Raw genomic sequence first — 13,828 nt, 5'->3', positions numbered from 1 at the left:
TTATGGAAAGCTCCAAAAACTCGCAGTTATCTAAACAAGAGATTGTTGAATTACTTAGTGCATGGTCATTTAGTGGGAATTTAACAATTCAGCCAACAAACCAAGGTACAGTCAACACAACCTTTTTTGTAGAAACGCAAGTAGGCAATTTTGTCTTAAAGCTTTACAACGATTCTACACCTACTGCACAAATTGAGTATGAACATTCATTACTGACATACTTGCATTCGTGCAATTTGTCTTTTGCGGTTCCAACTCCTGTACCAACAAGGACGGGCGAAACACTAATTTTGGTGAATCGAAATAACTCATTACTACGAATTGCTCTACTTCCTTTCATTTCAGGTCAGCCTAGCGATCGCAAAAATCTTGCTCATACTCATGCTGTTGGCGAGACACTTGGAGAACTGCATCATGCCCTTGCTGGCTTTGGTTCAGCAGGACAAATGGCTCAATTACCCGCCTGGGGAGATATTTATCATATCCATCCGTTAGTAACAGATCCGCTGGAAGTAACACAGTTACTAAAATTGCCTTTAACGCAGCAACAGTACATTATCAAAACATTCACAGAAATTTTGGAAGCTGCACCCAATCTATATAAAACTCTTCCAGTTCAAACAACTCATGCAGATTACCTTAGCCCTAACGTTTTACTGATAGAGAATCGTGTAGTCGGGGTTTTGGACTTTGAGTTTGCTACTTTTGATTTGCGCTTAATGGATTATGTAGCAGCACTCGACCACTTCACCCGATTCTCTTGGAAAGAAGCACCCAATTTGGAGTTTGTCCAAGCTTTTAGTACAGGATACGCCAAGTACAATTCTCTCACGCACTCTGAGGCAGAGGCACTAAAGTTAGTTTGGCGCTTGCAGCGAGTAAGCTGCATTGTCTACTGGACAGGCTGGTTTCGCGAGGGTAAAGTAACCTGCCAAAGTGTAGTTGATGCGGTGACAAACACAAGTCTACTGGAAGAGTGGTTGGAGGAAAATACAACTAAGCTGTTGAGTTACACTGCTCAACTGTGAAAGCACTGAGTTAGGAGTTAGGAGTTATTATTCTCACCCTTTTCCCCTTGTCCCTTTTTTATTCACAGTAATAAAATTTTTTCATTAGAACTACTTGGGAACTACTTGCATTTTAAATTACAGCTTCTTCGCGCTTACAATCAAAAACAACCATAAAAGAAGCGTTTGGCTTTTCCTGGCGTAGATGCTGCATATAGCCATCTGCATCGGAACGGCTGCGGAATCTAGCAACAATCTCCCGTTGTGTATCAGGAAGTAACCGCGCGATCGCCCAGGAATTAAGCCGCTCTCTGTATGCAATCCCTTGGTTTTCTGACTTAGGAGCTTTGTAATCAGTATTTTCTGGCATGATTTATGTTAACCGTATGAAGTTTTAGTGAATGTCGCTAATTGTTTAACGGTAGAAATGCACAAAGACCTTTTTTATGATGCTGCCACCTTGTTATTCGATTATTAATTAATTGTCAATAGTTAAAAGGAAATTTTGGATTAGCTTAGTTGCAAGGTTCATTTAGCCATCAGCCTCAAAGCCTTGATTTACAAGTACTAGAAGAAAAAACAAGGATAAAGTGTGAGGTAAGACAATTTATTCAGCCTATACAATTTGTACTAATCTACCCCTAGCAAAACTAGTACAAATGCTTTAATGCTAAATTTTTGCTTTAAAAACTACTAAGTTTTTTTAGCATAAGTATTATTACGCAAAATTTATCAGTAAGTAGACGTATAGGAATTTCCTAGATTTAAAATTTTGAGAGCAGTTTTTGTTAGACATCTGTTTTTTGCTGTTGCAATAACTCGTTACAATAACTTCCATTATCGTTAAGTAAGGTTTCTTAGGCAGTATTTATTGCTTATATAACACTGTGCTAATAAAGTATTTTTTGACCCTGATATAATACCGTAATACAAGCTTTATTATTTCAAAAGCAATCTCTTATCTTTATTCATTAAGTTAATTAAATTATTAATTTTTTGTAATTTATAAATTTATTAAATTTACATAAAGTATCTGATTATATTGCTTGCTCCATTCTTTTTAGATATTTTTATTTCTAGATAAATTAGAAATAAAAATTGTTTGTAAATTAAATTTTATTCTAAAATTTAATTTAAGGCTCAAAATTTAGTTTTGATGTTAACAACAATTGACTGATGGGAATAATTTTATTATGAGAGTTTTTGAGATTAATTGTCGAACTGAGGTCAAAATAAATGAAAACAGTGCTGGATTTGGCACTTGTAATGGAAGGATACCAACAGGATCATTGCTTTGGTGAAAACTATGCAGAACAGAGTTTACAATAGTACTTCCTGTTACTGTTAAAGTGACCACTATTTAGCCCCAAGTAAAACATGAAACTTCAAAAAGGTAGAGAGCAGAATAATCTACTTTGTGAACTCAATTATCAACTTTGACAATCATTTCGTTCTTGGCGGCTTTTAGTGCATCCGTTGCGCGATCGCAAAGCGTCTCATAGAGAAGACAGTTTGTGCATTTTCACAACTCAGATAGGATTCCTATATATGTTGTGTTGAGTTTTTTTAATCAAATAAGAGTCCTGTCGTTAGTTTAGAATAATTAAAGTTTTTCAAGTTTATTTAGTTATTTTAAAATTAATTTTACTGAAAAAAGAAACAACCTTTTATGAAAACTGCAAAAGCCGTTCAATAGTAGAGTTTTGAGATTTTTATATCTTGACCAATTGCTACAAATTAGTTAAAATTTTTACGATTAAGTTCTAATTGTAATAATGAAAACACCATTCATAACATCAATAATTGAAAAAGTAGCAGAGGAAATAGGTGCAGTAGTTGTAGTAGAGCCAGAATATCGCTATGTAGGATACATTAAATTCAAAAATGGGAATAGAACTTTTTTTCGTAATTACAGATTTAATATCAATTATCATGCCTCAGCAGAAATAATAAAAGATAAAGATTATACCAAGTTTTTTCTCAAGGAATTTGGGTATAAAACTACTGAAGGTAAAACGTTTTTTACTGAGCAATTTTGTCAAGCAATAAATAGTAATAGAAATATTGAGGTGGGATTTGATTATGCCCAAGAATTGGGATTCCCTGTTATCGTCAAGCCGCTTAATCTCACTCACGGGATACTGGTAACAAAAGTTTATACTAAAGAAGAGTACTATAAAGTTGCCCAAAAAATTTTGCAAAATAACTATGCATTAATTATCGAGCGATTTTATAGCGGTAATGACTATAGAATTTTGGTATTAGATGATGAGATTGTTGTAGCGTATCAAAGAATTCCTTTATTAATAAAAGGGGATGGGAAATCAACTGTTTTAGAACTTATGCAGCAGAAACAAGAAAATTTTATAACCAATGATAGAGGAAAAATTATCAAGTTTGAGGATGAGAGAATCCAAACAAACTTACAAAGACTAAACTTTAATTTTAATACGATTCTACCTAAAGATAAGATTGTCTATCTTTTAGACAATGCAAATTTATCCAGCGGAGGTGAGGCAATTGATTTAACCGAAAGTATTCATCCTGATTTTAAAAAATTAGCGATAAATGTCACAAAAGATATGGGGATGAGATTAGCAGGGGTTGATATTATTACAAATGATATAACATCGCCAATGGTAGACTATACCATAATTGAAGTTAATGGCTCACCAGGCTTAGATCATTATGCTTCATTAGGTGAAGCTCAACATAAAAGAGTAGAAAATTTATATCTCAAAGTTCTCAAAGCACTTGAAAATCAGTAAAAAAATTCGTAATTAAGAAGAGGTAGATTTACTCTAGCTTTCTTAATTACGTTAGCGCAGCGGGGCGTAGCCCATTATGTAGCTTGCTTCTCGCCTTCTCTACGAGACGTTATGCAAATGGTGAGTATTACGGATTATTATTAAACTAGTGTTACTGTAGCCTTCACTTCAAAAATTTTCTCAATCACATCTTCTACCACTTTATCTGGGGTAGAAGCACCAGAAGTAATTCCTATAACAATTTCTCCATCTGGTAACCATGTGTCTGCAACTACTAACTGCCCATTTAACTGACGATGTTCAATAGAATTTCGTGATTTAATTCGCTCAACACTATCAATATGATAGGAAGGTATTCCGCGCTCAAATGCAATTTGTTGCAATTGAGTCGTATTTGATGAATTAAAACCACCAATTACTACCATCAAATCTAAATTTTGTTGCACTAACTCCAACATCGCATCTTGACGTTCTTGGGTAGCGTCACAGATAGTATTGAAACTTTGAAAATGCTGATTCAACTCGGTGGGGCCGTACTTCTGCATCATAGTATGCTCAAGAAGCTTTCCAATCTTTTCAGTTTCGTCTTTGAGCATTGTAGTTTGGTTAGCAATACCCACCCGTTCTAAATCTTTATCAGGGTCAAATCCCGCTGAACAAGCTTTAGCAAATTTTGTCAGAAATTCGTCACGATTCCCACCATTGAGAATATAGTTAGCAACGTATTGTGCTTCCTGCAAATTTAGCACTATTAAATATTTGCCAGCAAAGGAACTAGTCGCAACAGTTTCTTCGTGTTTATATTTACCGTGAATTATGGAAGTGTAATCAATTTTTTTGTGCTTTTCAACTGTATTCCAAACTTTAGAAACCCAAGGACAAGTAGTATCGACAATTTTGCAGCCTTTCTCGTGAAGGGTCTGCATTTCTTGGACACTTGCTCCAAACGCAGGTAATATAACCACATCACCAGTGCCAACCACCGAAAAATCTTTTTGATTTCCTTCTACTGGGATGAATTTTACTTTCATCTCCTGCATACGTTGGTTGACAGAAGGGTTGTGAATAATCTCATTAGTAATCCAGATGCGTTCTGTGGGGAAATGCTGACGAGTTTCATAAGCCATAGCCACCGCACGTTCTACACCCCAGCAAAAGCCAAAGGCTTGCGCTAGTCGAATTGTGACATCACCACGTTGTAGAGTGTAGTTGCGATCGCGAATTTCCTGAATCAAGTTACTTTGATACTCAGATTGCAACTGGGTAGCAACTTCAGCTTGATGTCCAAACCCCTTGCGGTTGTAGTTTTCTGAATGTTGGAGCGATCGCTTAAAAGCTTTTGTATCCATTGAATTTGTCAACTTAAATCACTATTTTTTATTTTCTCGCGCTCAGACGCGATTTATACACAGTTGTGTTTAAACATATTACTTGTTCTTGGAGAGGAAGGAGTGGGGGAGCAGGAGGCAGGGAAGCAGGGGGAGAGATAACTGACTCTTGACCCTTGACCGAATGGCACTAAGACTCATGTAAAACCTCGTCAGGGCAGGGTGTTGGGGGTAGGGTTGCAGGTTCGTGTTTAAGACAATTAAATTTTAGCTGCGCCGCGGAGTTCAACATCTTCTTAATTCCCCACACCCGAACCTACACCCCACACCCAAAAGCAAGTTATATCAAGGGTTCGTGCTTAACAAGCGTGCCATTCACCCTTGACCCTTGACTCCTTCTATTCTTAAAGCCGAGATTTTAATTCGATGCCGCTATAAATCTGCAATGCAGAACGCCAAACTATATAACCTTCAGGACTTAAGTGCAAGCCATCAGTAGTGAACTCGCGGCGGAGATTACCTTCCTTGCTAGCAAACAAGGGGTATAAGTCTAAATATTTCACGCCTTGTTTGTTAGCGATGTTTTGCAATTGCTGGTTCAACTGGCTAATACGAGTATTGGTAACAGCCAGCAGTTTATCTCGTCCTTGCCAAGTTGCTTCTTCTCCCCCGTGGGGCAAAATCGACTGAACAACAATTTGCGCTGTTGGATGCAGCTTTCGCAGGTAACTTATAATTTGCCGCTGATTATCTAAAATTTCCTCATCGCCTGTTCCTCTGATCAAGTCATTAATACCAATCATGACAAAAATCGCCTCTGGCTGAGCGCGGTCAAAGAGATCCAATCGTTTCAATAATCCATTGCTGGTTTCGCCAGAAATTCCCTGATTTAGCCAATTTTTATTTTCAGGTAATAACTCAGTGGGAAACCATAGACTTAGAGAATCTCCCACCAATATATTTAAATGCGGAGGACGTTTTTCAGCAGCTACATTAGCTTCTTGCTTGAGAATATCTAGCCACTGCTGATAATTAAGTTGGTGACGTGGGCCTAAATTAGGTGTAGCAGCTTGGAGTTTGCTGTTCAGGTTGAGCTGAGATGCAGAAGTTGTAGTAGCAAAAAAAGCGGTCAATCTCTGCTGTTGCCAAAGCAGCAGGATAACCGCCAACATAAGTAAGCCGTTGGTTAACAGCGAGAAAAATGCCCAAATAGGAAAGGTTTTAGCAGAAGTGGACACGACTAGCGAAATTTCCCAATTGTTTGAATCAGATTCTAACTGATTCGCAATTAGTACTTTGCCTATCCACAGGAAAGTTAGGAATTAGGAGGCAGAAGGCAAGAGGCAGGAGGCAGAAGTAAAGAATTAGATTTCCCCCTTGTCCCCCCACTCTCTGCACAGACGCGATTAATGAGCCAGCGCGTTGCGGTGAATCAGCACTGCGGGAGGGTTCCCGGAGCAGGCGACTGTGTTAGCGCAGCCTCTCTAAGAGTTGGCTTTACGCTGCGCTAACAGCAGTCCCTCTACTTGGGGAGACCCCATCGGACTGCTTCACGCACGTGTGGCTGCACTCACCGTCCAACCAGTGGCTCCCCGTTGTAGCGACTGGCGTCGCGTCTTTACCCCCACCCTATTACTTAGGGCGATCGCCAAACTCGGAGTTATATCCCTCTTCGCCGTGTTCGTTGATATCCAACCCTTGGTATTCCTGTTCCTCCTTGACTCGCAGGCCAACTGTTGCATCAAGAATCTTCAGAATAATCCACGTACCAACTGCTGCGATTACATAAGCAACGACAATTGCAACTAGTTCAACCCCCAGTTCGCCAAAATTACCACGTAGCACCCCGTCTTTACCTGCTGAGTTGACTTGAGCAGTCGCAAAAATTGCTGTTAAAATCGCACCCACGGTGCCACCAACGCCATGCACAGGATAAGTATCCAAAGCATCGTCAATTTGCAGCTTGTGCTTGAAACTCACAGCGTAGAAGCAAACAAAGGCGGTGATGAAACCAATTAAAATCGCTGCTAGCGGTGTTACAAATCCGGCTGCTGGAGTAATACCCACCAATCCAGCAACTGCTCCTGTAGCGGCTCCCACTGCGGTTGGTTTACCTCTTAAAACTGATTCCAAAATCAACCACATTAAAGCCGCCGCTGCTGCCGCTGTATTTGTGGCAACAAAGGCTGTTGTTGCCACATTTGTGACAACATTACCCGAAGTACCGCCAGCTACAGATAAAGCACTTCCAGCGTTGAAGCCGAACCAGCCAAACCAGAGCAAGCCAGCACCCAACAAAATGAACGGAACGTTATGCGGTGGGCTAAGACGCTCAGGATAAGTTTTGCGAGGCCCAAGGACGATCGCTGCTACAAGGGCAGAGACACCAGAACTAATGTGTACTACTGTGCCACCTGCAAAGTCCAGCGCACCCAAACCACCAGCCAAACCTAAGAATCCGCCTTTAGCCCATACCATGTGGGCAAGGGGGGCGTAAACAAAAGTTGACCACAGCAGTACAAACAAGGAATAGGCACGGAAACTCATCCGCTCAGCGATCGCCCCTGAAATTAAGGCTGGAGTGATGATGGCAAACATAGCTTGATAAATCATGAATGCCTGATGGGGAATTGTCCCGGCATAAGAAAGTATTTCTGGTGGGTTTGACCCTTTGAGATAATCAGTTACCTCTAGCCCTACACCGTTCAAGCCGAACCATTGCAATCCACCAATAAATGGCAATCCTGGTGCAAAGGCAAGACTATAGCCCCACAAAATCCAAGTCACTCCGACGATCGCCATCAGCATAAAGCTCATCATCAACGTATTTAGAACGTTGCGCGATCGCACAAATCCACCATAGAAAAACGCTAATCCTGGTGTCATCAACAAAACCAGCGCTGCTGAAATCAGCATAAATGCTGTATCTCCAGTATCAGCAGTAGGCGGAGGCGGAGCGGCCGCTGGTGTTTGGGCAAAAGCATTGCCCATCAGCGGTACTCCCAATATTAGTAGGGTAATAGCCCCTATCATGAAAACTTTCTTCAACACTTCTTTTTGTCCCTAACCACCAACAATTTTGTATTACATTAATACATTTCAGTACTATTTGATACTCTTTTTTGTCTTGAAAATTACTCTACCTGAATTTTTTTGAAAGATTAACAAGAATATAATCACCTGTGTAGTTGTCAACCCTTAAATATGGTTGTAATAATGCATAAAAATGAAGTTATTTTTGGATTACTAGCATTTTGTCCAATTGTTACAAAATTCCAAGTTTTTATTTACCTACGGGCAAAAATAAAAACTATGCTGAGAATTTTGAAGTATTACAATTAGCAGTATTTGTTTCAGTAAATTCGCACAAATAAATATAAAATGATATTTATTTATAATTCACACTTGAATACGTAGTCGTTATCATTGCTACTTATCCTCAAGTAGGTAATAAAAAGCCTTGTTTTCATCTTGACTTAGTAATCGGGCAGCAGCTTCTGTTCAGATTTGCCGCTGTATCTTAGCGTGAAATTATTATGTGTTTAGTACAATGCAATACAAAATAAACATTGATAAGTATTATTACTTATCCTCTGGGTGCAAACATGATAATTAAAACACTCGCCACAGCTAAACAGGCTCCTAGGAGGTCGTAAAAGTCTGGAGTTACACCATCAACTTTCCAACCCCAAAGCATTGCCATAACGATAAACACGCCACCATAAGCAGCATAGACTCTGCCAAAGTTAGCGCTTTGGAAAGTAGCAATGATCCCATAAACAGCTAGAGCAATTCCACCCAATATCCCCCACCAGAACGACTTACCTTCGCGCAACCATAACCAGATCAAGTAGCCGCCGCCTATTTCAAATAAACCTGCCCAGACAAAATAAAGCAGAGACTTAATCATTTAAATCAATTTTTGAATATAGATTAAGTGGAACTCAGTGAAATTACGCTAACGCTTTTAACCAAACTCTTGTCATTAATTGAAGTAAGTCTGTTTATCTCCAGTAACGACTTCAGACCTAGATAAGACTCCAGGATGAAAGCACCATTACCTGATAACGAAGCACAGAGAATCGAGACACTTTCGCAGTATAAGATACTCGATACTCCATCTGAAGCCGCTTTTGATGACCTTACCCGTTTAGCCTCATATATTTGTGGGACTCCTATTGGCTTGATCAGCTTAGTTGATACAAATCGCCAGTGGTTCAAGTCAAAAGTCGGTTTGGAAGCATTAGAAACACCACGAGATATCGCATTTTGCGCTCATGCTATCCTACAAACTGACGTTTTTATTGTGCCTGATGCCACAAATGACGAACGGTTCGCCGATAATCCACTAGTCACTTCTGAGCCTAATGTCCGGTTTTATGCTGGTGTACCCTTAACTAATCCAGAAGGATACGCATTGGGAACACTTTGCGTAATTGATCGCGTACCACGACAGCTTTCTCCAGAACAAGTCGAAGCATTACGAATATTGGGTCGCCAAATCATCAAGCTATTAGAACTGCGGCGTAATTTAACCAGTTTAGTACTTGCAACTAAAGAACGTAAACAAGCACAGAAAGTACGTCGGCAATTCTTTAGAAGAGTTGCAGGAGGCTTTGGATTAGCATCGGCAATTTTAGTCTTAATTGGGGTAGTTTCTTACCAAAACACTAGAGGATTGATTGATAGTAATAACCGGATACAAAAAACCCAACAAAGAATCAACGAGTTGGAAGAACTCTTCTCGCAAATAAAAGATGCTGAAACTGGACAACGCGGCTATATCCTGACTGGAGAAGAGAGTTATTTAAAACCGTATAATCAAGCACTTAAAATTGGTAATCTAGAAATTCGGGAGTTAAGAGAATTAACAGATAGTCAATCCAATCAACACCAGCAGATCAATACTCTTGAAGCTCTAATAGCAGCAAAACTGGCTGAACTAAAACAGACCATTGACTTGCACCAAAACAAGGGATTGGCAGCCGCATTGCAAATGATTCGGACAAATCAGGGACAGAAGTTGATGGATGATATCCGCAAGCTCATTCATGAGATGGAGAACAAAGAAAAGCAGTTACTCCAGCAGCAGTCAAAAGCCGCAAAAGTTGGCGCTCGTAATACAATCCTGACAATAGCGATCGCTATCTCTCTAAGTTTGGTCATTCTAGGTGGAATCTACTACTTCATTTATCGCGAGGTCGCTGAGCGCAAGTTAACAGAGGAAACTCTTAACAAAGAGCGCGACTTTATTTCAGCAGTTGTTGATACAGCTGCCGCTTTGGTAATAGTCCTCAACTCACAAGGGCAAATCGTTCGCTTCAATCAAGCTTGTGAGCAAACAACAGGTTACTCATTTGATGAAGTCAGGGGTAGGTATTTCTGGAATCTATTCCTACTTGCTGAAGAGGTGGAGCCTGTAAAAGCGGTTTTCGGGCAGCTGCAAGCTGGTCAAGGTTCTAATGAGTACGAAAACTACTGGTTAACAAAGGATGGCAATCGACGGCTAATTGCATGGTCGAACACCATCCTACAAGACTATGAGGGTTCCGTTGAATACGTTGTTGCCACTGGGATTGACATCACCGATCGCAAACGCGCTGAACAACATCTGACTGTACAATATGCGATTACCCGCGTCTTAGCAGAATCCACTACGACTGACGAGGCGACTTCTCAAATTCTGCAAAGTATCTGCGAGAGTTTGGGGTGGGATTTGAGTGAAATTTGGCTCGTAGATCAGCAGGCAAATATACTGCGTTTTCTCGACAATTGGCATAGAGAATTGCTGGAGATGCAAGAGTTTGTAGCAGTGACGCAGCAAACCATCTTTGCACCAGGCATTGGACTACCTGGTCGTGTCTGGGCTAGTGCTGAACCTGTTTGGATTCCTGATGTCGTTAATGATCTCAGCTTCATCCGCACCAAAGTTGCTGCTCAAGTAGGACTGCATGGAGCTTTTGGCTTTCCGATTCATATTGGTCACAAAATCCTCGGTGTTATTACCTGCTTTAGCCGTGAGGTTCAACCACTTGACCAAGATTTGGTGAAAATGATGAATTCTATTGGAGACCAAGTAGGGCAGTTTATCAAGCGCAAGCAGGCAGAAGAAGAACTTCAACGCCAAAACTTGCGAGCGCAACTGTTTACGGAAATCACCCTCAAGATTCGCCAGTCTTTGCAAATTGAAGAAATTCTTCAAACTACCGTTACAGAGGTGCAAGAGATTCTTCAGACTGATCGCGTCTTGATTTATCAGCTTTTACCTGATGGCTCTCAAACCTTGGTTATAGAAGCAGTAGTTGCTGGCTGGCCCGCGATTAAAGGGCAAAACAGCACCGACTCCTATTTTCGAGCCGAATATCTCCAGCAGTACTGTTTACAACTTTACCGCCAAGGGCGGATGCAGGCGATCGCTGACGTGGATCTTATGGAAATCCAACAAAGCCATATGGAATTACTGCAACAATTTGGTGTCAAAGCCAATTTAGTTGTACCCATTCTGATCAAAGAAGAACTCTGCGGTTTACTAATTGTTCATCAGTGCAGCAAATCCCGGCAATGGTCTAGTTTTGAAACTCATCTTTTACGGCAAATAGCTGATCAAGTAGGCATTGCTTTAGCCCAAGCCCAGCTATTAGAAGCAGAAACTCGTCAACGACAAGAACTTGAAATTGCTCGTGGACAAGCCGAATTAGCTTCTCATACCAAAAGTGCCTTTTTGGCTAACATGAGTCATGAAATTCGGACTCCGATGAATGCTGTGTTAGGGATGACCAGCTTGGTATTAGAAACTCCCTTAAACCCGGAACAGCGAGATTTTATTGAAACAATTCGCATTAGTGGAGACGCTCTTTTAAGCCTAATTAATGAGATTTTGGATCTGTCTAAACTTGAAGCTGGTGAGATGGCTCTAGAAACTCTAGATTTTGACTTATCCATCTGTATAGAAGAGGTGGTGGAATTATTAGCTCCCCAAGCACATAATAAGGGATTGGAAATTGCGGCGTTAATCTACCGCAACGTTCCTACTCATCTCCAAGGAGATGCTAGCCGTCTACGGCAAATTCTCATGAACCTGATTAGTAACGCTGTCAAGTTCACTAGTGCTGGAGAAGTAGTGGTGCGAGTTGAATTGCGAACACAAACTTCCACTACAGCGACTATACACTTTGCTGTCACAGATACTGGTCTTGGCATTACTTCTGAAGACCAAGACAGGCTCTTTACCCCATTTACGCAAGTAGATGCTTCTACCACTCGCAAATATGGTGGTACTGGTTTGGGATTAGCCATCTGTAAACAACTGGTGGAATTAATGGGGGGAGAAATTGGGGTAGAAAGTCAGTTTGGGAAAGGATCTAAGTTTTGGTTTGAAGTAACTTTCGCCAAGCAACTTCAGCCTGTTTCTTCCATACACGATCGCGGACTTCTAAACAATCGCCGCTTGTTAGTAGTAGATGACAATGCTACTAATCGCAAAATTATCTATCATCAAGCTACCCGTTGGGGGATGCTGGTAGAAGAGGCTGATGCTGCTGATATTGCCCTGAAAGCTATTCAGGAGGCTGCTAAACAGAACAGACCTTATGATGTTGCTTTAGTTGATATGCAAATGCCCGAAACGGATGGCATGACATTAGGAGAGCAAATTAAAGCAAATTCTGCGATCGCACAATTACCTTTAATCATGCTCACCTCTACCAACCAACGTGATGAAGTGCAGCGGGCATTAAAAATTGGATTTGCGGCTTATTTGGTCAAGCCTGTTAAGCCTTCTCGGCTTCTCGATACGGTCATGACTATTTTAGGAAATCAGCTTCAGCCAGATAATTCCCATACAGTAGGTGTTAAAAATATGCCAGATTCGCCACCTATTAAACAAACTGATATCTTTGATAAATCTAAGATTAGAATTCTGCTAGCTGAGGATAATCTGGTGAATCAAAAAGTAGCCTTAAAGCAACTCCAGACCTTGGGCTATAAAGCTGATGTCGCCGCCAACGGTGAAGAAGTTTTGCAGCTATTGGCAAAAATTCCTTACGATTTGATTCTGATGGATTGCCAAATGCCAGTTCTTGACGGCTTGGAAACCACAAAAGAAATTAATCGTTGGCAAGAAAGCCAGTTTGCCAGCCGTCGTCGTCCTGTGGTAGTTGCAATGACAGCTAATGCTATGACAGAAGACAAACAAATGTGTCTAGATGCAGGTATGGATGACTATCTTAGTAAGCCTGTATCGAAAGATAAATTGGCAGCAACTTTAGAGCATTGGGGCAGCCTAATCTTCTCTCAAAAAGAAACAGTTACTGATGAGCAAATAGTTTCTAGCACAGATGAGCGTATAGTTGACCTACCAATTGATTGGGAACACTTGCATCAACTTTCGGAAAACAATACAGAGTTTGAATTTGAGCTATTGCAAATATTTGTGGAAGATAACCTACCCCGTTTAGAGGTACTTAAAGCAGCGATCGCGATTAATGACTTTCAGCAAATTTTACGAGAAGCCCATCACTTTAAAGGCGCTAGCGCTAACATGGGTATCTCAGCTATGTACTTAGCTGCCGACAAACTAGAACAAATAGCTATTCATCAAGAACGTCGAGGAACTACTAGCTTAATCTCAGAATTAGAAGAGTTTATCAACCGCATTCAAGCCTTCTTAATGAAGAGCCAGGAGTTGGAAGTTAAGAGTTAGGAACTCATAAAACTCATGAATCAG

8 protein-coding genes are annotated in these 13,828 nt (G+C 40.5%); 3 read left to right on the top strand and 5 right to left on the bottom strand.

Features of this window, described 5'->3' with window-relative positions:
- The first annotated feature begins 2 nt into the window (after nt 1-2).
- Nucleotides 3-1,028: a phosphotransferase gene (locus tag WKK05_RS05760; protein WP_341528813.1), complete on the top strand. Its 1,026-nt coding sequence runs from the start codon at nt 3-5 to the stop codon at nt 1,026-1,028.
- A 112-nt stretch (nt 1,029-1,140) separates the two neighbouring features.
- Here WKK05_RS05760 and WKK05_RS05755 read toward each other — a convergent pair whose 3' ends face one another.
- Nucleotides 1,141-1,377: a hypothetical protein gene (locus WKK05_RS05755; protein ID WP_341528812.1), complete on the bottom strand. Its 237-nt coding sequence runs from the start codon at nt 1,375-1,377 to the stop codon at nt 1,141-1,143.
- 1,405 nt (nt 1,378-2,782) lie between these two features.
- Between WKK05_RS05755 and WKK05_RS05750 the strand changes: the two genes are divergently transcribed.
- Complete coding sequence (locus tag WKK05_RS05750; RefSeq protein ID WP_341528811.1) at nt 2,783-3,775, top strand: cyanophycin synthetase; 993 nt, start codon at nt 2,783-2,785, stop codon at nt 3,773-3,775.
- A 140-nt stretch (nt 3,776-3,915) separates the two neighbouring features.
- On the opposite strand, the gene WKK05_RS05745 is transcribed toward WKK05_RS05750, so the two are convergent.
- The 4 genes from WKK05_RS05745 to WKK05_RS05730 form a co-directional block, all read right to left on the bottom strand.
- On the bottom strand, nt 3,916-5,124 hold the full coding sequence (locus tag WKK05_RS05745) for a 4-hydroxy-3-methylbut-2-enyl diphosphate reductase (protein WP_341528810.1): 1,209 nt from the start codon (nt 5,122-5,124) through the stop codon (nt 3,916-3,918).
- 383 nt (nt 5,125-5,507) lie between these two features.
- Nucleotides 5,508-6,341 (bottom strand): SGNH/GDSL hydrolase family protein, encoded by an 834-nt coding sequence (locus tag WKK05_RS05740; RefSeq protein WP_341528809.1) that lies wholly within the window; start codon nt 6,339-6,341, stop codon nt 5,508-5,510.
- Nucleotides 6,342-6,735: 394 nt separating this feature from the next.
- Nucleotides 6,736-8,154: an ammonium transporter gene (locus WKK05_RS05735; RefSeq protein WP_341528808.1), complete on the bottom strand. Its 1,419-nt coding sequence runs from the start codon at nt 8,152-8,154 to the stop codon at nt 6,736-6,738.
- A 535-nt stretch (nt 8,155-8,689) separates the two neighbouring features.
- Nucleotides 8,690-9,013: a YnfA family protein gene (locus WKK05_RS05730; protein ID WP_341528807.1), complete on the bottom strand. Its 324-nt coding sequence runs from the start codon at nt 9,011-9,013 to the stop codon at nt 8,690-8,692.
- Between the two features lie 135 nt (nt 9,014-9,148).
- On the opposite strand from WKK05_RS05730, the gene WKK05_RS05725 reads away from it, so the two are divergent.
- Nucleotides 9,149-13,804 (top strand): GAF domain-containing protein, encoded by a 4,656-nt coding sequence (locus tag WKK05_RS05725; protein WP_341528806.1) that lies wholly within the window; start codon nt 9,149-9,151, stop codon nt 13,802-13,804.
- The last annotated feature ends 24 nt before the right edge of the window (nt 13,805-13,828 follow it).

The sequence above is a fragment of the Nostoc sp. UHCC 0302 genome (assembly GCF_038096175.1).
Taxonomy (GTDB): domain Bacteria; phylum Cyanobacteriota; class Cyanobacteriia; order Cyanobacteriales; family Nostocaceae; genus UHCC-0302.
This window is presented reverse-complemented; position numbering and strand designations above follow the sequence as displayed.

Excerpts from the sequence above, each read along its gene's own strand:
- WKK05_RS05730 (WP_341528807.1), bottom strand. The coding sequence starts at position 9,013 with ATGATTAAGTCTCTGCTTTATTTTGTCTGGGCAGGTTTATTTGAAATA.
- WKK05_RS05750 (WP_341528811.1), top strand. The coding sequence starts at position 2,783 with ATGAAAACACCATTCATAACATCAATAATTGAAAAAGTAGCAGAGGAA.
- WKK05_RS05745 (WP_341528810.1), bottom strand. The coding sequence starts at position 5,124 with ATGGATACAAAAGCTTTTAAGCGATCGCTCCAACATTCAGAAAACTAC.
- WKK05_RS05755 (WP_341528812.1), bottom strand. The coding sequence starts at position 1,377 with ATGCCAGAAAATACTGATTACAAAGCTCCTAAGTCAGAAAACCAAGGG.
- WKK05_RS05760 (WP_341528813.1), top strand. The coding sequence starts at position 3 with ATGGAAAGCTCCAAAAACTCGCAGTTATCTAAACAAGAGATTGTTGAA.
- WKK05_RS05725 (WP_341528806.1), top strand. The coding sequence starts at position 9,149 with ATGAAAGCACCATTACCTGATAACGAAGCACAGAGAATCGAGACACTT.